The 23,478-nt window shown below is 70.8% G+C and carries 21 protein-coding genes; 5 read left to right on the top strand and 16 right to left on the bottom strand.

What is annotated here, in order from left to right:
- The 6 genes from scpB to K244_RS0102655 all read right to left on the bottom strand — a co-directional run bounded on the left by scpB (nt 1) and on the right by K244_RS0102655 (nt 7,068).
- Nucleotides 1–666 (bottom strand): SMC-Scp complex subunit ScpB, encoded by a 666-nt coding sequence (gene scpB / locus K244_RS0102680; protein ID WP_245259804.1) that lies wholly within the window; start codon nt 664–666, stop codon nt 1–3.
- An 80-nt stretch (nt 667–746) separates the two neighbouring features.
- A complete protein-coding gene (locus tag K244_RS0102675) occupies nt 747–1,568 on the bottom strand; it encodes a ScpA family protein (RefSeq protein WP_020184699.1) in 822 nt (273 codons plus the stop codon).
- Between the two features lie 21 nt (nt 1,569–1,589).
- On the bottom strand, nt 1,590–2,612 hold the full coding sequence (gene nagZ, locus K244_RS0102670; RefSeq protein WP_197027198.1) for a beta-N-acetylhexosaminidase: 1,023 nt from the start codon (nt 2,610–2,612) through the stop codon (nt 1,590–1,592).
- 61 nt (nt 2,613–2,673) lie between these two features.
- Nucleotides 2,674–3,996, bottom strand: a complete 1,323-nt coding sequence (locus K244_RS21365; protein WP_020184697.1) for an SPOR domain-containing protein — start codon at nt 3,994–3,996, stop codon at nt 2,674–2,676.
- A 72-nt stretch (nt 3,997–4,068) separates the two neighbouring features.
- Nucleotides 4,069–5,805 carry an arginine--tRNA ligase gene (argS, locus tag K244_RS0102660; RefSeq protein ID WP_020184696.1) on the bottom strand — a complete coding sequence of 579 codons (1,737 nt, stop codon included), beginning with the start codon at nt 5,803–5,805 and terminating at the stop codon, nt 4,069–4,071.
- A gap of 33 nt (nt 5,806–5,838) precedes the next feature.
- A complete protein-coding gene (locus K244_RS0102655) occupies nt 5,839–7,068 on the bottom strand; it encodes a deoxyguanosinetriphosphate triphosphohydrolase (RefSeq protein ID WP_051460064.1) in 1,230 nt (409 codons plus the stop codon).
- A gap of 170 nt (nt 7,069–7,238) precedes the next feature.
- On the opposite strand from K244_RS0102655, the gene erpA reads away from it, so the two are divergent.
- From erpA to K244_RS0102635, 4 genes are all read left to right on the top strand, one after another.
- Nucleotides 7,239–7,583, top strand: coding sequence for an iron-sulfur cluster insertion protein ErpA (gene erpA / locus K244_RS0102650; protein ID WP_020184694.1), 345 nt, complete (start codon nt 7,239–7,241; stop codon nt 7,581–7,583).
- A gap of 481 nt (nt 7,584–8,064) precedes the next feature.
- Entirely contained in the window at nt 8,065–8,850 is a 786-nt protein-coding gene (gene xth / locus K244_RS0102645; protein WP_020184693.1) for an exodeoxyribonuclease III, read from the top strand.
- A gap of 106 nt (nt 8,851–8,956) precedes the next feature.
- Complete coding sequence (locus K244_RS0102640; protein WP_024816272.1) at nt 8,957–11,113, top strand: methyl-accepting chemotaxis protein; 2,157 nt, start codon at nt 8,957–8,959, stop codon at nt 11,111–11,113.
- Between the two features lie 98 nt (nt 11,114–11,211).
- A complete protein-coding gene (locus tag K244_RS0102635; RefSeq protein ID WP_020184691.1) occupies nt 11,212–12,054 on the top strand; it encodes an intradiol ring-cleavage dioxygenase in 843 nt (280 codons plus the stop codon).
- A 74-nt stretch (nt 12,055–12,128) separates the two neighbouring features.
- Here K244_RS0102635 and K244_RS0102630 read toward each other — a convergent pair whose 3' ends face one another.
- From K244_RS0102630 to K244_RS0102590, 9 genes are all read right to left on the bottom strand, one after another.
- Complete coding sequence (locus tag K244_RS0102630; protein ID WP_020184690.1) at nt 12,129–12,929, bottom strand: tetratricopeptide repeat protein; 801 nt, start codon at nt 12,927–12,929, stop codon at nt 12,129–12,131.
- Nucleotides 12,916–14,640 (bottom strand): dihydroxy-acid dehydratase, encoded by a 1,725-nt coding sequence (gene ilvD, locus K244_RS0102625; RefSeq protein WP_020184689.1) that lies wholly within the window; start codon nt 14,638–14,640, stop codon nt 12,916–12,918. The genes K244_RS0102630 and ilvD overlap by 14 nt, the downstream gene beginning before the upstream one ends.
- 284 nt (nt 14,641–14,924) lie before the next feature.
- Nucleotides 14,925–16,196: a glycosyltransferase gene (locus K244_RS0102620; RefSeq protein WP_020184688.1), complete on the bottom strand. Its 1,272-nt coding sequence runs from the start codon at nt 16,194–16,196 to the stop codon at nt 14,925–14,927.
- A 61-nt stretch (nt 16,197–16,257) separates the two neighbouring features.
- A complete protein-coding gene (locus K244_RS0102615) occupies nt 16,258–17,838 on the bottom strand; it encodes a glucan biosynthesis protein G (RefSeq protein ID WP_020184687.1) in 1,581 nt (526 codons plus the stop codon).
- Nucleotides 17,839–17,938: 100 nt separating this feature from the next.
- On the bottom strand, nt 17,939–18,883 hold the full coding sequence (locus K244_RS0102610) for a glyoxylate/hydroxypyruvate reductase A (protein WP_020184686.1): 945 nt from the start codon (nt 18,881–18,883) through the stop codon (nt 17,939–17,941).
- Nucleotides 18,884–18,967: 84 nt separating this feature from the next.
- The gene (locus K244_RS0102605; protein ID WP_036305407.1) at nt 18,968–19,390 is read right to left on the bottom strand and encodes a DUF2177 family protein; all 423 of its coding nucleotides are present in this window, start codon (nt 19,388–19,390) and stop codon (nt 18,968–18,970) included.
- 22 nt (nt 19,391–19,412) lie between these two features.
- Nucleotides 19,413–19,874, bottom strand: a complete 462-nt coding sequence (locus K244_RS0102600) for a DUF192 domain-containing protein (protein ID WP_020184684.1) — start codon at nt 19,872–19,874, stop codon at nt 19,413–19,415.
- A 100-nt stretch (nt 19,875–19,974) separates the two neighbouring features.
- The gene (locus K244_RS0102595; protein ID WP_020184683.1) at nt 19,975–20,574 is read right to left on the bottom strand and encodes a cold-shock protein; all 600 of its coding nucleotides are present in this window, start codon (nt 20,572–20,574) and stop codon (nt 19,975–19,977) included.
- Between the two features lie 110 nt (nt 20,575–20,684).
- Nucleotides 20,685–21,485 carry a Sir2 family NAD-dependent protein deacetylase gene (locus K244_RS0102590; RefSeq protein ID WP_020184682.1) on the bottom strand — a complete coding sequence of 267 codons (801 nt, stop codon included), beginning with the start codon at nt 21,483–21,485 and terminating at the stop codon, nt 20,685–20,687.
- 49 nt (nt 21,486–21,534) lie between these two features.
- Here K244_RS0102590 and K244_RS0102585 point away from each other — a divergent pair, with 49 nt between their 5' ends.
- Entirely contained in the window at nt 21,535–21,954 is a 420-nt protein-coding gene (locus K244_RS0102585) for a VOC family protein (RefSeq protein WP_020184681.1), read from the top strand.
- Between the two features lie 47 nt (nt 21,955–22,001).
- On the opposite strand, the gene K244_RS0102580 is transcribed toward K244_RS0102585, so the two are convergent.
- Nucleotides 22,002–23,048 (bottom strand): phytanoyl-CoA dioxygenase family protein, encoded by a 1,047-nt coding sequence (locus tag K244_RS0102580; RefSeq protein ID WP_020184680.1) that lies wholly within the window; start codon nt 23,046–23,048, stop codon nt 22,002–22,004.
- Nucleotides 23,049–23,478: the final 430 nt, after the last annotated feature.

The raw sequence follows: 23,478 nt of genomic DNA, 5'->3' as shown, positions 1-23,478 counted from the left end.
TCACTCCTCCCCGTCGCCGATCTCGAGCGCGGCGAACGGATCGTCCGCGCCCAGCGGCTCCTCGTCCGGGGCAAGCCCCGGATCGTCGGACGGCTGCGGCATGGCGAGGCCCGGCGGGAGCCGGGCGTCGAGAAGCCCCGCCGCCTTCAGTTCGTCAAGGCCGGGAAGGTCCGAGACCTGTTCGAGGCCGAAATGGTCGAGGAAGGCTGGCGTCGTGCCGAAGGTGACCGGCCGCCCGGGAGAGCGGCGGCGCCCGCGCAGGCGGACGAAGCCGGCCTCCAGCAGCGCGTCGAGCGTGCCCTTGGAGGTCGCGACGCCGCGGATCTCCTCGATCTCGGCCCGCGTGGTCGGCTGGTGGTAGGCGATGATGGCGAGGGTCTCGATCGCTGCGCGCGAGAGCTTCTTCGGCTCGGCGATCGCCTCCGACAGCGACGCCGCCACATCCGGGGCGGTGCGGAAGGCCCAGGCGCGCTCGATCCGCCTAAGGTTCACGCCGCGGCCGGCGTAGCGGTGGGCCAGCACCCGCAGCGCCGCGCGAACGTCCGCGCCGTCGGGCAGCCGCGCGGCGAGCGCCGACTCCTCCACCGGGGCCCGCGCCGCGAACAGCACGGCTTCGAGAATCCGCAGGTGCAGCTCCGGCGCGCGGGCGACGTCGTCGGGGCTCAGCGTGCCGCCGAATCCCTCGAGCGGCAGCGGCGGCTCGTTCGCGCCCCTCGGCGCGAAGCGGCTGGGCGGGTCGCGCTCGGTCACGACCGTTCCGAAGGCGTGGGCGCGAGCGGCGCGGCCGAGCGCACGAACAGCGGCCCGAAGGCGCGCTCCTGGCGGAGGTCCATGCGTCCCTCGCGCGCCAGCTCAAGCGAGGCGCCGAGGCCGGACGCCAGCACCGAAGCGCGCAGCTCCGGCGTCATGAAGCCGAGCAGCAGGCCGTCGAGCCGCGCCCAGTCGGCCGCGGGCCCGACGAGGCGCTCCAGCGCGGCGCGGGCTTCCGCGAGCGTCCAGTGCGGCCGCCGCGCGATGGTGACAGGCGCGGAGAAGGTGCGGGCGCGCTGGCGGGCGTAGGCTGACAGCAGGTCGTAGAGGCCCGCGGTCCACTGTGGGCGGCGCCCGTCGTGCTCCTTCGGCTCCTCGCCCCGCACGAAGACGTCGCGCCCGAGCAGGGGCCGGTCGATCAGCGCCGCGCCCGCGGCGCGCATCGCCTCCAGGCGTCGCAGGCGAAAGGCGAGCGCCGCGGCGACGATCTCCGCGGGGGGCTCGTCGTCGTCCGCCGGCGGCTCGGGCAGCAGCAGCCGGGATTTCAGATAGGCGAGCCATGCCGCCATCACGAGGTAGTCGGCCGCGAGATCGAGCCGCTCCGCGCGCGCCGCCTCCACGAAGGCGAGATACTGGTCGGCGAGGTCGAGGATCGACAGGCGCGCGAGGTCCACCTTCTGCCGGCGCGCGAGATCTAGCAGCAGATCGAGCGGGCCTTCGAAGCCGTCGAGATCGACCACGAAGGCCGCGCGCGGCGCGTCGGGCCGCTCGTCGGCCTCGAACACGGGGTCAGGCCCTTCCACGCCGGGAACGGCCATGGATCTCGGTCTCCGGCGGCGTCAGGCCGTGGCGCGCTTGAGCAGGCGGTCGCGCCGGTCCGCGAGCGCCACGAGGTCGGCGCCGGCCGGGGTCGCGATCAAAGCGAGCGCCGCCGCCGCCCGTTCGGCCGAGCGCCCTTCGAGCCGCGGCGCCGCAGCCGCGACCTCCCGCATTTCGCCCATGTCGCCGTTGCAATGCAAGGCGAGGTCGCAGCCCGCCGCGAGCGCGCCCGCCGCGCTCTCGCCCACTGGGCCGAACAGGGCCTTCATGGAGAGATCGTCGCTCATCAGGAGCCCGTCGAAGCCGATGTAACCCCGCACGATCTCGGACAGCACGATCGGAGACAGCGTCGCCGGGCGACCCGGGTCGATCGCCTCGAACACGAGGTGGCCGGTCATCCCCACCGGCGCGCGGTTCAGCGCGCGGAACGGAGCGAAGTCGCTGGCCTCGAGCGTCGCCCGGTCCGCCGCGACGCGCGGCAGGTGGTAGTGGCTGTCGACGGTGGCCCGGCCGTGGCCGGGCATGTGCTTGATCACGGGCAGCACGCCGGCGGCCAGCATCCCCTCGACCACCGCCTGCCCGAGCGCCGCGACCGCCTCGGGCGCGTCGGCGTAGGCGCGGTCGCCGATCGCCTGGGTCATGCCGTCGACCGGCAGGTCGAGCACGGGCAGGCAGTCGACGGTGATCCCCAGGGAGACGAGTTCGCCCGCCATCAGCTCCGCCCCGATCCGGGCGGCGCGGACGCCGGCCTCCGGGTCGCGAGCGTAGAGCTCGCCGTAGCGCGCGCCGGGCGGGTGGGATAGAGCGAGCGGCGGACGGATGCGCTGGACGCGGCCGCCCTCCTGGTCGATCAGCACCGGCGCGTCGGCGCGGCCGACCGCGTCCCGGAACTCGGCGACGAGCGCGCGGATCTGTTCGGCGTCGCCGACGTTGCGGCCGAACAGGATCAGCCCCCAAGGCTCGGCGTCGCGCAGGAAGGCGCGCTCGTCGGCGGTGAGGGCCAGGCCGGAGCATCCGACGATGAAGGCGCGCGCGGGCATCAGCGGTTCCGCCGTTCGGGCCGCGCGCCGGGCGCGGCCTTTAAAGGCCTCCGGGCGGGAGGCGTCAGTTGCGGGAGACGACGCAGTCGCCGCCGGCGGAGCGGAGGTTGTTGCAGACGGTCGAGGCCTGGCCGCCGTCGGCGAAGGGCCCGACGCGGACGCGGTAGTAGGTGCCGCGGTCGCCGACGTTCGCCGACTGGATGTTGGCGCCGTACTGGCCCAGCACGCCGGGGAACTTGCGCTGGAGCGCGGCGTAGGCGGCGCGGGCGTCGGCTTCGGACCGCTGCGAGGTGACCTGCACCACGAAGCCGCCGGAGGCCGAGGGACGCGGCGCCGTCGCCGGAACCTGGGCGCGCGGCGCGACCGCTGCGACCTGCTGCTGGGGCGGCGCGACGGGCTGCTGGGTCTGCGCAGGCGCGGTTGGACGCGCCGCGGCCTGAGCCTGGGCCGGAGCCGCGGGGCGCGCGGGCGCCTGGGCGGGCGCTGCCGGACGGGGCCGCGGCACCGGAACGGCCGCGGTCTGCTCGCGGGCCGGCGCGGCGGCCGATCCGTCGTTCATGATGCCGTTGTCGAATTCGCCGGCGGGCGCCTGGCCGGTCGCGGCCGCCTGGCCGATCGGGTCGTTCGCGGGCGTCGCGGGCTGCGGCTGGGCAGGCGCCGGGGCGCCGCCGAAGCCGCCGTCGGGACGGATCTCGACCGTCTTCACGCGGCGCGGCTCGTTGCCCATCGTGGAGGGCGCGGTCGGCTCGGCCGCAGCCGGACCGCCGGGCAGGATCACCCGGGCGCCGTCGGCGCGGGGCGTCGAACTTGGCGAGGCCGGCAGCTCGACCGGCTGCTCTTCGCGCGACACGACCTTCGATTTCGCCGGCGCGGTGGCCTCGACGCGGTCATAGATCTGCTTGTTCTGGTGCGTGTCCGCGGCGGCGGGCGCGTCCGGGACGGTCTTGACCGGGTCGGTCTCGGCCTTGATCAGCGGGGGCTCGCCGCCGAGGCCGCCGTGGCTCATCATCCGGTAGGCGTAGACCCCGCCGCCGCCGAGCAGCGCGACGCCGAGGACGGCCGCGACGAGCACCATGCCGCTGCGCCCGGAGCGCACGCGGCGGTCGTCGTAGGATTCGTAATAGAGCGGGTTGCCGTCGGCGTCGTAGCCGTAGGGCTCGTCCGGATTCGGCGCGTAGGCGCGCGGATCGTACTCCTGCGGCTCGGCGTCGGCGTAGAGATCGCGCTGATCGTCGGCTGCGGGGTAGTGATCGCCCGGCCGGAGGCCGAGGTCGGAGGTGGAGCGGCGATGGCCGTCGTACTCGTTCATGACGCCCGTCCGATCATCGACGTAAGCCTGGCCGCGGTCGTCACGATCGACGCCGCGCCGAACTGCCTGCTTCTGCATTTGTCGGTCTCCGCAAGCCGCAAGGAACGACGCCCCAGACGGCCCCTTCTCAGAGTCCCAACCTTCGGACCCTCACCTCATCTCGTCGGGGGCCGCCACGCCGAGAATACCAAGACCCGACGCGAGCACCAAGGCCAGCGCGCGGACCAGCGCCAGACGAGCGCAGGTCAATAATGGATTGTTTTCCATAATGAACCGTAAATCAGGCGAGTCTTTGCCGCGGTTCCAATGGCCGTGCAGGTCGCTCGCGAGATCGTGCAGATAGAACGCGACCCGATGCGGCTGCCGCGCCTGGGCCGCCTGCTCGACGATGCGCGGCCATTGCGCGAGCCGCTTCACGAGATCAAGTTCGCCGGGGTCGGTCAGAAGCGCGAGGTCAGGCGCGCCGTCGTGTCCGGCTACCTCCGAGCCCTTGCGCAGGATGGATTGCGCCCGGGCGTGAGCGTACTGCACGTAGAACACCGGGTTGTCGCGCGACTGCTCGGTGACCTTCGCGAAGTCGAAGTCGAGCACGGCGTCGTTCGAGCGGAACAGCATCATGAAGCGCACCGCGTCGCGGCCGACCTCGTCGACCACGTCGCGCAGGGTGACGAAGTCGCCCGCGCGCTTCGACATGCGCACCGGCTCGCCCGCCCGAAACAGGCGCACGAGCTGGCAGAGCTCCACGGAGACCTTCGCCGTCCCGCCGGAGAGCGCGCGCCCCACCGCCTCGAGGCGCTTGACGTAGCCTCCGTGATCCGCGCCCAGCACGAACACCATCTCGCGGAAGCCGCGCTCGAACTTCGAGCGGAAGTAGGCCACGTCGGCGGCGAAGTAGGTGTAGGAGCGGTCCGACTTCATCAGCGGGCGGTCGACGTCGTCTCCGAATTCGGTCGCCCGGAACAGCGTCTGCTCGCGCTCCTCCCAGTCGTCCGGCAGCTCGCCCTTCGGCGGTGCCAGCACGCCCTCGTAGACGAGCCCCTGCCCTTTCAATTCCTCGACCGTCCGCACGATCGGGCCGTCCGGCCCGTGCAGCGTGCGCTCGGAGAAGAACACGTCGTGGCGGATGTTCAACGCCGCGAGGTCGTCGCGGATCATCGCCATCATGGCGTCGATCGTGACGTCCTTGACCGTCGGCAGCCAGTCCGCCTCCGGTGTGTCGAGCAGCGACGGGCCAAACCGCTGCGCCAGCGTCTGGCCGACCGGCTTGAGGTAGTCGCCGGGGTAGAGCCCTTCCGGCACGGCGCCGATCTCTTCGCCCAGCGCCTCGCGGTAGCGGAGGAAGGCGGAGCGAGCCAGCACGTCGACCTGCGCGCCGGCGTCGTTGATGTAGTACTCGCGGGTGACGTCCTCGCCCGCGAAGGCGAGCAGGCTCGCAAGCGAATCCCCGAACACCGCGCCCCGGCAGTGCCCGACGTGCATCGGCCCGGTGGGGTTCGCCGAGACGTACTCGACGTTGACCTTGGTCCCGCTCGCGGATCCCGGCTTGCCGTAGTCGAGGCCCGCGGCGAGCGCGGCGCCGAGAACGCCGTGAAGGTAGGCGGGCGTCAGGGTAAGATTGACGAAGCCGGGGCCCGCGACGCTGGTCGCGGCCACATCAGGCTGCTCGGCGAGCTTCGCCGCGATCTTCTCCGCGAGGTCGCGCGGCTTGACCCCCAGCTCCTTCGACAGCGCGAGCGCGGCGTTGGTGGCGAGATCGCCGTGGCTCGGATCGCGCGGCGGCTCCACCACCACCTTGGCGAGGTCGGGCACGCGCCCGATCGCGCCTTCGGCGGCGAGCGCTTCGAGGATCGAGCGCAGGCGCGCGGCGAAGTCGGCGAAAACGTTCATGGGGATGCGGGGCCTCGTCGGAGAGGTCGGCGGCTAACGCAATTCCGGGGTCGCGTCAAACAGCCGGGCGTGTTCGGACAGCGCGTAACGGTCGGTCATGCCGGCGATGAAGTCGGCCACGAGCCGCGGGCGGCGGCCCGGCGCGTCGGAGGCTTCGGCCCGCGCCCACTCCGGCGGCAGGGCCTTCGGGTCGGCGGCGTAGGCGCCGTAGAGATCGGTCACCACCTGGCGGGCGTCCGCCATCACCCGGTTCAGGTAGGGGTGGCGGTAGAGCTTGGCGAACATCAGCCGCTTCAGCTCGCGCTCGGCCTCCGCCATCGCGGGCGAGAACGCGATCAGCGGCCGGCCCGCGGCGCGCACTGCGTCGACGTCGCGGCCGACGAACGGCGCGAGCCGCCGGGCGCCCTCCCCGATCGCATCCTCCACCAGCCGGGTGATCACGCGGCGGACGATCTCGTGCACGGTGCGGGCGTGGTCGAGCCCCGGATGGCGGTCGCGCACCTCCGCCATGATGCCGGCGAGTAGACGCGAGCCGGACAGGTCGTCGAGGGTGATCAGGCCCGCCCGCAGTCCGTCGTCGATGTCGTGGGCGTCGTAGGCGATGTCGTCGGCGATGGCGGCGGCCTGCGCCTCCGCGGTCGCATGGGTCTCGAGGCCGAGATCATGGACCGCCGCGTATTCGACGAGCGCCGCGGGCAGCGGACGCCCGGCGTAGGCGCCGACCGTCCGCCCGTCCGCGTCCAGCAGCGGCCCGTTGTGCTTCACCACGCCTTCCAGCGACTCGAAGGTGAGGTTCAGGCCGTCGTAGTCGGCGTAGCGCTTCTCGAGCTTGGTCAGCGCGCGCAGCGACTGGGCGTTGTGGTCGAAGCCGCCATGCTCCGCCATGCAGGCGTCGAGCGCCTTTTCGCCGGCGTGGCCGAACGGGGGATGGCCGATGTCGTGGCTGAGCGCGATCGTCTCCGCGAGATCCTCGTCGAGACCGAGGGCGCGGGCGATCGAGCGCGCGATCTGCGCGACTTCGAGCGTGTGGGTGAGGCGCGTCCGGAAGTGGTCGCCCTCATGGTAGACGAAGACCTGGGTCTTGTGCTTCAGCCGCCGGAACGAGGTCGAATGCAGCACCCGGTCGCGGTCGCGTTGGAAATCGGTGCGGGTCGGGCTCGCCGGCTCGTGGGTCAGCCGGCCCCGGCCGCGGGTGGGATCGGCGGCGTAGGAGGCGCGCGGGCGCAGGATCCACGCCGTCACGTCGATCGCCGGGACGTCCATGCCCTGTTCCTTCATGCGGCCTTGCACGCAGCCTCCGCGTTGACCGTCCCGCCGCGCGTGCTTACCTCTTGCATGAAACCACGCGCAACACGTCGCGCGACGTTCGCCGCCCGGTCGGGCCCTCGCCTGATCCTGACGCGGCCCGCGCGATTAAGGCAGGCACCCGGTCCATGACCACAGACACGCTCGTCGCCCCCGTCTCGCTCACGGAACGCGCCGCAGGGCGCATCAACGAGATCCTGGCAGACGAAGCGCCGGGGTCGAAGCTTCGCGTCAGCGTGCTCGGCGGCGGCTGCTCGGGCTTCAGCTACGACTTCGGCTTCGACGTCACCGCTCAGGCGGACGACCTCGTCATCAGCCGCGACGGCGCGACCGTGCTGATCGACCCCGTCTCCCTGCCCTATCTGGCGGGCTCCGAGATCGACTTCGTCGAAGAGCTGATCGGCGCCTCGTTCCAGATCCGCAACCCCAACGCCACCGCCTCCTGCGGCTGCGGCACCAGCTTCGCGATCTGAGCTCGTTCGGAAGTCGGACCCAGCCTAAGGAGGCGGGCGTCATGCCCCGGTTGATCCGAGGCATTCAGGCGTCCTGCGGCTCCCGCAGGACGCCCCGGCCTGGATTCCCCGAATAAATCGACGAATGACGGCGCGCTGCAGCGCGGCGCGAGCGAGACCCGGCGGCCTGTCGCGGAGCTTGACGCGCAACGTCTGCGCCTCATTTTCCAACGATCGGTCAACCGTTCATTTTCGCTGCGAAACAATAGCGCACCCAAAGCGCGCCTTTTGGCCTTGGCATTTCGGCTGTGGCACGCCAATTAGGATGCGTACGACGGCGAGCGCTTTCGCGAACCGTCTTGCAGCCCTCCTTTGGGCGTTTCCTCCCTAGACTTGGGCCGCTCGCTTGTCGGGCGGCCTTTTTTTCTGCCCGCGCCCTCGCGGCCTGCGCCCAAGACCGTTAGGTCTGACGCACGCGCCGCCCGCTCCGGAGGACCGCCCCGTGCAGATCGCCACCTGGAACGTCAACTCGGTCAAGTCCCGGCTCGACCTGCTGCTGCGCTGGCTCGGCGAGGCGAAGCCCGACGTCGTGTGCCTGCAGGAGATCAAGTGCGTGGACGAGGCGTTTCCGCGCGCCGCCATCGAGGACGCCGGCTACCACGTCGCCGTCCACGGCCAGAAGACCTACAACGGCGTCGCCATCCTCTCGCGCCTGCCGCTGGAAGACGTGACGCCCCGGCTTCCCGGCGACGACGAAGACGACCACGCCCGCTTCATCGAGGCGGTGGTCTCGGCCCCCTCGGGCGCCGTGCGCGTCGCGGGCATCTATCTTCCGAACGGAAATCCCGCGCCGGGGCCGAAGTACGACTACAAGCTCGCCTGGATGGAGCGCCTGCGCGGCTACGCCGCAGATCGGCTCCAGCTCGAGGAGCCGCTGATCATCGCCGGCGACTACAATGTCATCCCCGCCCGCGCCGACGCCCGGCGTCCCGACGCATGGGTCGAGGACGCGCTGTTCCGCCCCGACACCCGCGCCTCCTGGCGCAAGCTGCTCGCCCTCGGCCTCACGGAGGCCTTCCGCGCCTGCGACGACGCCGAGGGGCTCTACAGTTTCTGGGATTATCAAGCCGGCGCCTGGCAGAAGAACGACGGCATCCGGATCGACCATCTGCTGCTCTCGCCGCAGGCGGCCGACCGGCTCGTCTCGACCCGCATCGACAAGCACGTGCGGGCCTGGGAACGGCCGTCGGACCATGTCCCGGTCGTCGCGGAGTTCGCGTTCGACTGACCAGTCATCCCCGGTAAAACACGTAGGTTTCCACCCTAATAAGCGTTGATTAAGCGCTGGAGGAGCAGGGTCGCGCTCTGCCCTTCAACGCTCTCCCGGTGGTCCCGTGTCTGTCCTCTCGACGCTGAAAGTGCGCCTGCCCGCCACCACCATCGGCCTCGCGCTGCTCAGCGCCGGACTGATGGGCGCGCTCAGTTGGCATTCGGCGAAGCAGGGCCTCATCGACGAGGCGAACCAGCGGTTGCGTTCGGCCGCCGTCGCCCGGAGCGAAAGCGTCGAGCTGCTGGCGGAACGGGCCAAGGCGGACTTCATCGCCGTCGCGGCGCATCCGCTGGTGCAGCAGAACTTCGGCGACATCGCGGAGAATCTGGACCCGAGCCGGCCGGACTTCGACCAGTTGAAGACCGCCTTCCAGAGCGCGCCGGACGTCGCCGGACGAGTCGCCGTCGACGGCGCCGAGACCAACACGACCTATGGCCGCCGCCACGCCAAGGTGCAGGAGGTCGCCCGCAAGCTGATCGCCCAGCCCGGCTACGCCGACCTGGTCTTCCTCAACGCCGACGGCCGCGTCGTCTACACCACGACCAAGGGCGCGGACTTCGGCGGGTCCCTCGCCGACGCGCCGCTCGCCGGCACGGGCCTCGCGCGGCTTTACGACACGCTGAAGGCCGGCGCCGACGACGCCGTCGTCTACCAGGACTTCGCCGCCTATGCCGCCGGCGACGGACCCTCCGCCTTCATCGGTCGGCCGATGACCAAGCGCGCGAACGTCGCGATGGGCTCCGCCCAGGCCTCCGAGCGCACCGGTTACGTGCTGATGCGGCTGTCGCCGGCGCTGTTCGACCAGACGCTGTCGAAGCGCGCCGGCCTCGGCGAGACTGGCGAGGCGCTTGCGATCGGCGCCGACGGCGCGCTCCGCAGCACCCCGCCGCTCGCGGTCGAGGCGCACGCCGGCGACCCCGCCGCCCGGGTGGGCCTCTCCACTGAGGCGACGAAGGAAGCGGAACCCTTCACCTTCGAGCGCGACGGCGTGGCGCGGATGGCGGTCGCCACCCCGATCGACGTGCTCGGCGCGCCCTGGACGATCGTCGCCGCCCAGACGACCGACGAAGCGGTCGCGGCGGCGACCGCGCTGACCCGGACGCTGGCGATCACCGCCGCCGCCGTGCTGGCCCTCACCGCTCTGCTCGGTATGATCCTCGCCCGTTCCATCGTCGGCCCGCTCGGCGCGCTGACGACCGCGCTGAAGGCGCTCGCCGCCCGCAAGGAGCTCGCCGAGGTGCCCGGCAGCCGCCGCTCCGACGAAATCGGCGACATCGCCCGCGCCGTCGTGACGATCCGGGACATGTCGCTCGAAGAGGCGGCGCAGCAGCTCAAGACCACCGAGGCCGCGCGCCTTCGGGAGGAGGAGGCCCGCCGGAAGATGCTGCGGGAGCTCGCCGACCGCTTCGAGCAGTCCGTCGGCGGCATCGTCTCGGACGTGACGCTGTCGATCGGCGGCCTGCAATCGGCCGCCCAGACCATGCGCGCCACCGTCGACGGAACCTCGCAGCGCTCCGCCTCGGTCGCCTCTACGGCCGAGCAGACCGCTGGCAACGTCGACGCCGTCGCCGCGGCGGCCGACGAGCTCGCCAAGACCATCCATGAGATCGCGGGCCGCGTGGAGCAGGCCGCGGCGATGTCCTCGCACGCCGTGGACGGGGCCTCGATGGCCGAGCGTACGATCTCCGAGCTCTCGACCGCGGCGATGCGGATCGGCGACGTCGTCGACCTCGTGTCCCAGATCGCGAGCCAGACCAACCTGCTGGCGCTCAACGCCACCATCGAGGCGGCGCGCGCGGGCGAAGCGGGACGCGGCTTCGCGGTCGTGGCTTCCGAAGTCAAGGAGCTCGCGAGCCAAACCACCCGCGCGACCGCCGAGATCGGCCAGCACGTCGCCCTGATCCGCCAGACGACCGGGGACGCCTCGCGCGCGATCCAGGAGATCGCCCGCCAGATCCAGGCGATGAACGAGGTGTCGACGACGATCGCTTCCGCGGTGGAGGAGCAGAACGTCACGACCCAGGAGATCGTCCGCAGCATGGATCAGGCCTCGGCCGGATCGCAGGCCATGACCTCCGACATCGCCCAGGTCGCGCGCTCGGCGGGCGAGGCCGGCGCGGCCGCCGGCGACGTCGCCCAGGCCGCCGACGACCTGTCGCGTCAGTCGAACAGCCTCAGCCGCGAGGTGCGGCAGTTCCTCAGCAACGTCCGGGCCGCGTAGAGACACAAAAAGACGCGCGGTCGGCGCCGGAACGCCGCGCCCGCCCGCTATATTCGAAGGACGCGATCCACGAACGCGCCCTTCGGAGCCTTCTCGCCGTGACCGACCCACGACCCTCCCATCTGACCCGACGCACGACGCTCGGCGCCCTCGTCGCCGCTCCCGCCGGCCTCGCCCTGCCCGCCCGCGCGCAGGAGGCTGCGCCGCCGACGGCCTCAGGCGGCATGTGCCTGCTGCCGGTGGAGGCCGTCGAGGGTCCGTTCTATTTCGATCCGAAGCTCGAGCGATCCGATGTCACCGAGGGCCGTCCCGGCGTGCCGCTCGAACTGAACCTCACGGTCGTCGACGCAGCGACTTGCGCGCCGCTCGTCGGGGCGCGCGTGGACCTCTGGCACGCGGACGCCGGCGGCCTGTACTCGGGCTATCCGGCGCAGGGCGGGCCGGGCGGGGTCTCGACCGAAGGCGAGACCTTCATGCGCGGCTCCCAAACGACGGGCTCCGACGGATCGGTGACCTTCCGCACGGTCTATCCCGGCTGGTACCGGGGACGGACGCCCCACATTCACGTCAAGGCGCTTTTGAACGCGCGCGAGGCGCTGACGACGCAGCTCTACTTTCCCGACGCGCTCAGCGAATACGTGTTCGAGCACGTGACGGCCTATGGCGGCCGCGGCGGCGCGCGGGATACGGTCAACGCCACCGACGGCGTGCTGCGCTCGACCGCGCATGGCCGCACGACCTTCCTGAACCTCAGGGAAGACACCGATCGCTATGTAGGAACGCTGACGATCGCCGCCGACCGCAACGCGGCGCCGGTCGTCCAGCGCCGCGGCCCGCCGCCCCCGCCCGGCGGCCGTCCGGACGGCCCGCCGCCGGGCGGCCGGATGCCGGAGATGATGAGGCGGCCGGACGGGCCGCTCGTGCCGGGGACCAAGGCCTGACGCCAAGGCGGGAGGCCTGACGCAGCGCTCGACGTCGGGCGCGCCGCAACGCTCGCTCGACCGTCAGCCCCGCGTCAGCCGCGGTCCTTCAGCCAGGCGTTGACGTAGTTGGCGGACGAGGCGCGCTCGTCATCCGAGGCCGCGCCCATCGCCTTGTCGTAGAGATCGACGATCCACCTGTCCTGTTCGCCCGCCGCTTCCTTGGCGAGCGTCAGCCACATCAGCCCGCGCGCCGCCTGCCGGGGCACTTCGCCGCCGTTGAACAGCAAGTGGCCGAGCACGGCCTGCGCGTCGCGCTGGCCCTTGTTGGCGGCGAGGCCGAGCCAGCGGGCCGCCTGCCGCACGTCCTTCTTCACGCTCTGCCCGTCGAGGTACATGCGGGCCAGATTGTACTGCGCGTCGGGGTCGCCGAAGTAGGAGGCGGCGTAGGAGAACATCTCGCGCGCCCGCTCGGCGTCCGCCGTGATCGGGCTGCCCGCGATGCCGTCGAGATAGTAGTTGCCGAGCGCCACGAAGGAGTTCGCCACGAACCGGGCCTGCACCGTGTCCGGCGCGTCGTCGGCGTGGGCGTTGGCGATCTGGCTGAAGTAGTCGAACGCCTTGACGTCGTCGCGCTCGACGCCGTCGCCCTCGGCGTACATGCGGCCGAGCTTCCACTGCGCCATGGCGTGGCCGCGGTTCGCCGCGTCGATCAGCGACGCGACGGCGCCCGCCTTGTCGCCGGCGATGTAGGCGCGCGCGCCGGTCTGGAACTGCTCAAACGGCGACGGCTGCTTCTTGGAGCTTGTCCCCTCGAAGGCGCGCGCGGCGGTGGAGCCGCCGAACAGCGCCAGCGCCGCGAAGGCGAGGCAGGGAAGGCGCTTACACGTCCGCATAGGCGCGCCCCTCGAACTTGGCGCCCGGATGGGTCACCGCCCCCTCGCGCGCCGGGCCTACGCCCTGCGCGTACTTCCAGAGCGCGCCCGACCCGAAGCCGTGGTCGCGAGGCGTCCAGTCCTGCCGGCGGGCGTCCAGCTCTTCGTCGGTCAGCGCCACGTCGAGCGTGCCCGCGACGGCGTCGATCGTGATGACGTCGCCATCCCGCAGCAGGCCGATCGGCCCGCCCACGGCGGCTTCGGGGCCGACATGGCCGATGCAGAAGCCGCGGGTGGCTCCGGAAAAACGGCCGTCGGTGATCAGCGCGACCTTGTCGCCCATGCCCTGGCCATAAAGGGCCGCCGTGGTCGACAGCATCTCGCGCATGCCGGGCCCGCCGCGCGGGCCCTCGTAGCGGATGACGAGGACTTCGCCTTCCCGGTAGCTCCTCTTCGTGACCGCCTCGTAGCACTCCTCCTCGCTGTCGAAGCAGCGCGCCGGTCCGGAGAAGGTCTGGTTGGCCATGCCCGCGACCTTCACGATCGCCCCGTCGGGAGCGAGGTTGCCCCTGAGGCCGACCACGCCGCCGGTCTTCGTCAGCGGCTTGTCGGCCGGCAGTATCACGTCCTGGTCCGGGTTCCAGCGCACGGACGCCATGTTCTCGGCGATGGTGCGACCGGTGACGGTCAGGCAGTCGCCGTGCAGGAAGCCGTGGTCGAGCAGCGTCTTCATCAGCAGCGGCACGCCGCCGACCTCGAACAGGTCCTTGGCGACGTAACGGCCGCCGGGCTTCAGGTCCGCGACGTAAGGCGTGCGCTTGAAGATCTCGGCGACGTCGAACAGGTCGAATTCGATGCCGGCCTCATGGGCGATCGCCGGAAGATGCAGGGCGGCGTTGGTGGAGCCGCCCGAGGCCGCGACCACGGTCGCCGCGTTCTCCAGCGCCTTGCGGGTGACGATGTCGCGCGGGCGGATGTTGCGGGCGATCAGCTCCATGATCATCTCGCCGGCCGTCATGCAGAACCGGTCGCGGATTTCGTAGGGCGCCGGCGCGCCAGCCGAATAGGGCAGCGCGAGGCCGATGGCCTCGGACACTGTCGCCATGGTGTTGGCGGTGAACTGAGCGCCGCAGGCGCCGGCGGAGGGGCACGCGACCTGCTCGATCTCGTCGAGGTCCTCGTCGGACATCGCGTTGACCGAGTGCTTGCCGACCGCCTCGAACACGTCCTGGATGGTGATCGGCTGGCCGCGGAACGAGCCGGGCAGGATCGAGCCGCCGTAGATGAAGATCGACGGCACGTTGAGGCGGACCATCGCCATCATCATGCCGGGCAGCGACTTGTCGCAGCCGGCGAGGCCGACCAGCGCGTCGTAGCAGTGCCCGCGCATGGTGAGCTCGACCGAGTCCGCGATCACCTCGCGGGAGGCGAGCGAGGACTTCATGCCCTCGTGGCCCATGGCGATGCCGTCGGTGACGGTGATGGTGCAGAACTCGCGCGGGGTGCCGTTGGCGGACGCCACGCCCTTCTTCACCGCCTGCGCCTGGCGCATCAGCGAAATGTTGCAGGGCGCCGCCTCGTTCCAGCACGACGCCACGCCGACCAGAGGCTGGTGGATCTGCGCCTTGGTGAGGCCCATCGCGTAGAGATACGAGCGATGCGGGGCCCGCGACGGACCTTCCGTGACATGCCGGCTTGGCAATCTCGACTTGTCGAAGACTTTGGCGTCCATAGTTCCCGCTTATGCCCCCGTCGCGCGGCCTGAATATGGCGCGCGCATCGACGTTCCGAGGAGCGGATCCGACCATGCCGCGTCGATGAAACCTCGACGCTTAACGACACCCGAACGCACGCGGCCTGCTGACGGAACGTCCCGATCCCCCGACCGGCTCTACTTTAAAGACCGCAATCTGATCAGCAGGTTAAGTTCAGGGGTGGCGGCGCTTTGCGGCTAAATGGCGGCGAAAACTTCGCCGCCGCGCGCGCCGCCGGCGCCTGACCCGGCGGACGTGTCTTTCAGGTGACAGGAACGAGCGCCGGCCCGGCCGCCTGAAGCGCGGGTTCCGCGCCCATCACGCCGTCGAGCAGCGCCATCTGACGCGTCAGGCAAACGCGCAGATCGTAGGTCGCAAGCGCCGTCTGGCGCGCAGCCCGGCGCATGGCTCCTAGGGTGTCTCTTTCGGCCAGCGTCCGCGCCACCGTCTCCGCCAGAGCGACGACGTCGAAGAAGTCGACGAGGCGGCCGTTCACGCCGTCGACGATGGCCTCGCGCACCGGCGCGGTGTCGGAGCCGACGATTAGGCATCCCGCGGCCATCGCCTCGAGCAGCGACCACGAGAGCACGAAGGGATAGGTCAGGTAGACGTGGCAGGACGAAATCTGCAGCAGCGCGAGGAAATCCGGCTTTGGGATCTGCCCGAGAAAATGCACCCGGCTCATGTCGATCCGACCGCGCACCTCGTCGAGATAGGTGTCCTTCCACGTCGTCCCGGCCGGCGCGGGACGGCCGTAGGCGACGCCGTCGCCGCCGACGATGAGCACCTGGGCGTTGGGCCGCTTCGCCATGATCTCGGGCAGCGCCCGCATGAAGACGTGATAGCCGCGGTAGGGCTCGAGCTGCCGGTTGACGAAGGTGATCACCTCGTCCTTCGCGGTGAACGTCCGGTCGACGCCGGCCGGACGGAGCTGCGCGTCCGGGTTCGGCGCGGCGGCGTCGACGTCCACCCCGTCGTGGGCGACCTGGATCCGGTCCCACAGGAAGTCGGGATGCTGGCGCTTCTGCCACTCGGTCGGCGACAGGCCCATGTCGGCCGCGGCGAGCGCCGTCAGCATGCCGGCGTTCTTGGTGCGGATGCGAGCCGCGGTCCGCAGCCCGCCGTCCGGAAACTCCGGATCGAAGCCCACGTCGGAGTTCCGGTAGTTGTAGAAGAACTCGCTGTAAACGACTTGTTTCGCCTCCGGAAAAATGTCGCGGGCGAACAGCGTTTCGCCCCAACCGGAGTGGCCGACGATCAGCGCGGGATCGCAGCCCGCCTCCTGGCTAAGCCGCTGCATCGCAGCCCCCGCGAGTTCGCCCCGCACGACGTCGGAGGTGAAGCGCTCGACCAGCGGATGGCCGGGCTTCGGCGGGTCCTTGGGCAGGGCGTAGCGCGCGAGCGTCACGCCCGGGCGCGGACGCGCGGTGGGACTGCCGACCGCGAAGACGCGCGCGCCCGGCCGCTGCGCGAAGGCCTGCGCCATATGCACGAACTGGCCGGGGAAGTTGTTGTGAATGAACAGGACGTCCAACAGCCCTCCCCCCGGAAGCTTGCCCGCGATCGGACGACCGCGATCTTTGGAATGAAGCCGTTCAGGCGGGCCGGGTCCACCGGAACACCCAGGTCTCGGTCAGCGTCTTTCCGCCGGCCTTCAGCACGCCGCGGATTTCGGCGCTGGCGCCCGGCTCCTCGATCTCATGGTCGAGGAACAGCCGGAAGCCGCCGATCTCCTTGTTCGGCATCACGAAGGCTGCGTTGATCTTGCCGAGGCTCGCGCCGGTCTCGGTGACCACCTTGGTCGGATCGTCGAGCCAATAGTCGAGGTCGCCGCCGGCGAAATCCACGATGAAGCGGCGGACGTGATCGGGGCCGGGAGCGGGATCGCCCGAGGCCCGCGCCTCGGCGACGAAGGTGTGGATCGCGCGCGCCTGCGGGGACACCCGCTCGGCGAGCTTCAGCGCCCGGATGCGGTAGGAGTAGCGCAGCGTCGAGCCGGCGGTCGCCGGCGCGTCCGGGACCCAGTAGGCGACGATGTTGTCGGCGGTCTCGTTGTCGGTCGGCAGTTCGACAAGCTCCGCCCGCCCGGCGCCCCAGTCGCCGTTCGGCTCGATCATGTAGCTCGGGCGCAGGTCGTAGCGCACCTCGAGGTCCTGGTAGTGCTCGAACAGCCGGTCGCGCTGGAGCAGGCCGAAGCCCCGCAGGTTGCCGTCGCCGAAGGCCGTCTTCTGCAGCCTCTCGGGATTCATCAGAGGCCTCCAGATCGCCTGGCCCGATCCGGTCTTCAGCAGCAGACCGTCGGAATCGTGCACCTCGGGGCGGTAGCCGCGGTAATGCCGCCGGTCGTTCTCGCCGTAGAAGAACATCGAGGTCAACGGCGCGACGCCGAGCTTCTTCACGTCCGTCCGCGGAAACAGCGTCGACCCGACGTCGACGGTGGTCTCGTCGCCCGGCGTCAGCACCATGCGGTAAGCGCCGGTGATCGAGGGGCTGTCGAGCAGCGCGTGCACGACGAGCGCGGCGGCGTCCGGTTTCGGCTCCTCGACCCAGAACTCACGGAACGTCGGGAACTCCTCCGGCTCGGCCTCGCCGGTGCCGAGCGCGAGACCCCGCGCCGAGATGCCGTAATGCTGGCCTGCGCCGAGCACGCGGAAGTAGCTCGCGCCCAGGAACACCCCGAGCTCGTCCATCACGGTCGGGCGGTTCAGCGGGTAGAGCAGCCGGAGCCCGGCGAATCCGGTGTCGATCGACAGCCTTTGGGAGAGCTTGGTCTGGCCGAAGTCGAACAACGAGGCGTCGTAGGGAATCGGCGCCGGCACGCCTTCCCGCACCAGGTTCACGGTCACCGGGTCCTTGTAGAGGAAGCCGAGGTGAAACAGCTCCATGCGGAAGCCGCTCGGCGACTTGCCGAAGAACGCCTTCTCCCGCCGGAACCGGATGTCGCGGTAGGCGTCGAAGCTCATTTCCGCGAGCGCCTTGGGCAGCTCCGCCTTGCGCGCCTCGAACGGCGCCGAGGCGAGCTTGCGCGCCCGGTCGATGACCACGCCGTGGTCGAAGGCGGCCGGTCCCGGCGGCGGCGCGGGCGGCGCGTCCGCCGGTTGCGCGGCGAGCCCGGCGGGAACGAGCGCGGTCCCCGCGCCCAGCAGAACGACGGCGTCTCGGCGTGTCAGCGTCAATTGAGAAGTCCCCATGAATCGCCCAGGGGACTTACGTAGCGCATCCCCGGCCCAACGGAAGACACGTGAACGCGCGCCGCCGCAACGCCGAGCGCCGCCCTCAGTATCCCCGCCGCCGGTCGACCGCGTTGAGCGGCGGCTGGCCCAAACGGATGCGCCGGATGTTCTCCGCGATCTGCGTCGCGGCCGAGGCCGGCAGCGCGATCGAGGCGAGGTGCGGGGTGACGAGCACGTTGTCGAGCCGCCAGAGCGGGCTCGTCTCCGGCAGCGGCTCGGTCTCGAACACGTCGAGGGTGGCGTCGGAGATGGCGCGCCGCGTCAGCGCGTCGACCAGCGCCGCTTCATCCACCACCGGGCCGCGCGAGACGTTGACGAACTTCGCGCCCTCCGGCAGCAGCGCCAGCCGCTCCGCGTTCAGCAGCCCGCGGGTCTCGGGCGTGAGCGGCAGCATCACGACGAGGATTTCGCAGCCGCCGAGAAACGCGGGAAGCGCGTCCATGCCGGCGGAACAGGCGACGCCCTCGATGGTCTTCGGCGAGCGCGACCAGCCGCGCACGTCGAAGCCCTGGCGGGCGATCTCCGTCGCCGCCGCGGCGCCGAGTTCACCCAGCCCCATCACGCCGACCCGGATCTCCTCCGCAGGGCGCGGATGCACATAGACCCAGCGGCCCTGGCGCTGGGCGCGTTCGAACACCGGAATGTCGCGCGCGTGGCGCAGCACCGCGAACAGAACGTAGCCCGCCATCATCCGGGCCATCAGCGAGTCCGACAGCCGGGTGATCGGCGCGTCCGGGAGATCGTCGCGCGCCGTCAGCGCATCGACGCCGGCGCCGAGATTGATCACGAGCGCAAGATTGGGAAAGCGCGCGAAGAAGCCCTGCGGCGGGTTCCAGACCAGCGTGTAGCAGACGCTCGCGGCGTCCGAGACGTCGTCGGCGCGCCGCACGTCGAGGTCGGGCAGCGCCGTCGCGAGCGCCGCGCGCCAGGGCTCGAAGACGTCGACCGCGCTGTGGAAGACAAGGGTGTCGGGATCGGTGCGGGACATGGCGGCACCATGCCAAGGCGCGCCGCGTCCGCCAAATCGTTTGAGGCGAACGACCCGCGCCCGCTCAGGGGCGCGATAAGATTCTCAACCCTGACCGCCGACCACGCGGGCGGCGAAGAAGCCTGCGACCGAGGCCGCGGCCGTCAGCGCGGCGCCCCAGGACAGGTCGACGATCGTCACCGTCGCCGGCCAGTCCTTCAGCGTCGCGAGGTTGGTGAAATCGTAGGTCGCGTAGCAGAAGAAGCCAAACAGCGCGCCCCAGAGCAGCGCAGTGGTCCAAGAACCCGCGACGAGGCCCGGGGTCACCCCGAACAGCACGATGCCGACGACATAGAGCGCGTAGAAGCCCACGGCCGCGAACATGTTCGGCTCCGGCGCCAGCAGCGCGCCGATCTGCGCGCGGTAGAACCCGCTCGCGACGTAGCCGAGCCAGAGGAAGTCTGCGGCGAAAAACAGAAGAGCCGCGCCCACATAGGCGGCGACGTAGGTGGTGGCGGAAAAGGTCAGCGGTCCGCTCCTCGGCCCGGCGTCACCGCGCCATGGACGCGCTCGACACCTTGTCCCCGGGCTTAAGCCCGATCCGCGCCGCGGAGCCTGCGAGAAGCTCCACGACGTAGCGCACGTCGCCGCCCGACTCGATGATGCGGGTCGAAAGCGGCTCCGTGTCGGCTTCTACGCGCAGGACCGTCCCGTCGGATCGCACGAACACCATGTCGAGCGAGACGTAGGTGTTCTGCATCCACATGCTGACGCTTTGGGGGCGGCCGAAGTCGAAGATCATGCCGCGGTCGGCCCCGAGCGAGCGCCGGTACATCAGCCCGACCTCGCGCTCCTGCTCCGAGCGCGCGACCTCGACCTGGAAGCTGTGGGCGCCGCTCGCCGTCTCGATCGTGAGCGGCTCGAGCTTCGCCGTCGCATGGACGGGCGGCGCGGCGAACAGCGCGGCGAGAAGTAGACCGAAGGCGGCGAGAAACGTGCGGGCGAGCGTCATGGCCCGGTTGTCGGGCCGCGCCCGTCCGCCGTCAATGGGAGGGTTGGACAAGCGAAAGCGACTCAGGCGAAGGGAGAGCGGAAGGATCGCTAAGCCGCGCTCAGTGCGAGGCGGGACCGCCGCCGGGGCCGTCGGCCCCCTCGGGGCGAACTTCGGCGGCCATCATGCCCTTTGGGCCGGGGCCGAAGCGCACATAGACCTTCTGGCCCGGGCGAAGCTCCATCAGGCCATAACGGCGGAGCGTCTCCATGTGGACGAAGATGTCGGGCGAGCCGTCGTTGCGGGTGAGGAAGCCGAAGCCGCGCAGGCGGTTGAACCATTTCACCTCGACCAGCTCGAGCCCGCTGGTCGGCGTCACGTTCACGTGGGTGCGGGCGGCCGGCAGTTCGCCGGGATGAAGCGCAGTGCTGTCGTCGATCGACAGCACGCGGAACGCCTGCACGCCCTTGGCGCGGCGGTGCGCCTCGCACACCACGCGCGCGCCTTCGTTCGCGGTCTGGAATCCGTCGCGGCGCATGCAGGTGACGTGGAGGAGAACGTCGGGGCCGCCGTCGTCCGGCACGATGAAGCCGTAGCCCTTGCCGACGTCGAACCACTTGATGACGCCGGACACTTCGTACAGGTCGACCGGCGCCTGCTCGACGACGCCCGAGACTTCCTGATCGTCCGGAGCTTCGCCCCGCGGCCTGTCAGCACTCATACGACCCGCCCGCTAGGAACCCAACGCGACACTGTGCGACCCGCTGCCGAGTCGTATCCCCTCGCCACGATAGCACCGCGATCCGCGGGGCAAAGCGAAAAATGGCCCAATCAAGGCGCGGACGTCGCCGGAGCGTGACCGTGCCTAACAGATTGCGCCTCCGCGTAGGGCCCGAAGATCTCCACCAGGTCGTCCCGCAGCACGAGATCGGCGAAGCAGTCGAGATCGGTCGGCTCGCGGTTCGCGATCACTAGCGGCGCTCCCGCGCGCTTGGCCATGCGCGGCAGCAGCGCGGCGGGATAGACCACCAGCGACGAACCAAGCGCGAGGAACAGATCGCAGCCGGCGGTCGCGCGCTCCGCGGCGCGCATCGCCTCCTGCGGCATGGCCTGACCGAACGAGACCGTGGCCGATTTGACCAGGCCGTCGCAGGCCGGGCAGTGCGGCGCCCTCCCCGTCGCCTCGAACGCCGGCCGGATCTCGGCGAGCTCGCGCCGCAGCCCGCAGTCGAGGCACGTGGCGTAGGTCCCGTTGCCGTGGAGTTCGACCAGCCTGTCGTCGGGCACGCCGGACACCCGGTGCAGGTCGTCGATGTTCTGCGTCACCACGCAGGCGATCGTCCCCTGCGCCACGAGGCGGGCGATGGCGTGGTGGACCGGGTTCGGCGCCGCGCCGCGGGTCGCGTCGTCCATCACGAACTTCCGCCGCCACGCCTCGCGCCGCATCTCGGGAGACGCCACGAAGGCGCCGAACTCGATCGGCCGGTTCTGCGACCACAACCCGCCGGGGCTGCGAAAATCAGGAATGCCCGAGGCCGTCGAGACGCCGGCGCCGGTGAAGGCGACCGCCGCCCGCGCGCCTTCGATGAGCTCCCGCAGCCGGTCGGCCTTGCGGACGTCGTCGCGCCCCATAGCTTACGCGCCGACGCGGCCGCGCACGGCCGGATCGAGGAGACGCTGCATGAAATACCTGCACACCATGGTCCGCGTGACCGACATCGACGCCTCGCTGGACTTCTATTGCGCCAAGCTCGGGCTGGAGGAGGTCCGGCGCAAGGACGACGAAAAGGGCCGCTACACCCTGGTCTTCCTCGCGCCTCCCGGTCAGCCCGAGGCCCAAGTCGAGCTCACCTACAACTGGGACCCGGAAGCCTATGGGGAAGGCCGCAACTTCGGCCATCTCGCCTACGAGGTCGACGACATCTACGCGCTCTGCGCCAAGCTCCAGGCGGCCGGCGTCACCATCAACCGCCCGCCCCGCGACGGCCGCATGGCCTTCGTCCGCTCGCCCGACAACATCTCGATCGAGCTTCTGCAGAGGGGCGGCGCGCTGGAGCCGGCCGAGCCGTGGGCCTCGATGCCGAACACCGGGAAGTGGTGAGGCCTCCGGCCTCGGCGTAAGGCCGAGACGCTCGGGATCCGCCCGGTTCAGCCCTCGCCCGTCGCGACCGGCGTCGCGGCGGTGATCCGGCCGGCCTTGCGCCAGGGGCTGCGGCCGAGGCCGAACCGCTCCAGCACGTCGAGCGCCCCCCAGAACAGCGGCGCCTGGCGGTGCTTCAGCGGCGCCAGCGCCCAAGGGTCGACGCCGACGAACGGCAGGAACGGGTTGCGGCGGGCGTAGGCCCAGATCTCGATGCGGACGGACGGACGCGCACTGGCGCCGCGGGCGTGGAAGCCGCTGGTGTCGGCCGCGACCAGCGTATTGGCGGAGACCGCGAACTTCTGCGGCTCCGGCAGCCGCATGCGCTTGAGGTCGCCGGTCTTGAGGCGGAACGAGCCCCGCGCCGAAAGACGGTCCAGCCGCGAGGCCTCCACGCTCATGCGCTTCTCCCAGGCGAGGCGGCGCGGGGTGTGGCGGTGCGAGCCGGGCACATAGACGAAGGGTCCGGCGTCCTCCGCCACGTCCTGCAGGAACAGCCAGGCCTTGAGGCTCGGGTGGAAGCAGTCGGCGTGCAGCGCCGTCTGCGGGTCGGTCGCGGCGTCGTCGACCTGGGCGAACACCGTCTGGACATAGACGATCGGCTCTACGTCGAAGCTCGCGACGTAGCGGATCAGGCCCTGAAACTCCGGAAGGCGCACCATCTCGGCGCAGGCGGGCATGGCGGCCAGGGCGTCCGGATCGAGCGCGATCCGGCGCGTGACGGCGTCGCCCTGCTTCATTTCGCGGGCCGGCGCGACGTAGGCCTCCACCTCCGCGCGCACGCGCCGGAACAGCGAGGGCGGCAGGAAATCGCGCTTCAGGACGAAGCCGTCGCGGGCGAAGGCGGCGCGGTCCTCCGGCGCGACGCGGTCCTGCAGCCGCAGCCGGCGGCGGTCCGCCATGCGCTGGGCGAGCGCGCAGCGCCACGCGTGCAGGCCCTTGCGGTTCAGCCGCTCGCTTCCGAGAATGCCGTTGTCGCAGAAAGACTTGGCAGAGGTGAAAATCTGCGCCGCCCACAGCGGCGCCAAGAGCCACCGAACGCCCGTCACAGCCATGGTCGTCGCCTTCGCCCTCGTCGCAGTCCCCGCGCGGACCAAAGCGTCATTCTCCGATCGAGGCAATCCGCGACCACCCAATTAGCGGTACGCGTCATTATGACGCATGCCTAGGATCATCGGCTGCGGAGCGTCAATCGTGGGGCGCCCTCGACGCCCAAAGTTCGCCGTATTTGATGAGCTCGCGCCAGCGCATGAAAGACCCGGACAGTCGAATCACGGCGGCACAGCCCTTCAGTCCTTGATGATCGCCGGTCAGACAACCCTTCAGCGAAGTCCGCCGCCGGCGGAACGGCAGCCTTTAGTCGAGCGACGCCACGTTTCATTGCGGAACGACGCCGACGTCCCGCAACGGCACAAGTTATAGCCAAATAGCGCGAACAGTGAAGCCAAGACATCGTGGTTAACGCCGAGGCTTCCGCAGGTCGTG

Source organism: Methylopila sp. 73B (assembly GCF_000526315.1).
In the GTDB taxonomy this organism is placed as follows: Bacteria; Pseudomonadota; Alphaproteobacteria; order Rhizobiales; family Methylopilaceae; genus Methylopila.
This window is presented reverse-complemented; position numbering and strand designations above follow the sequence as displayed.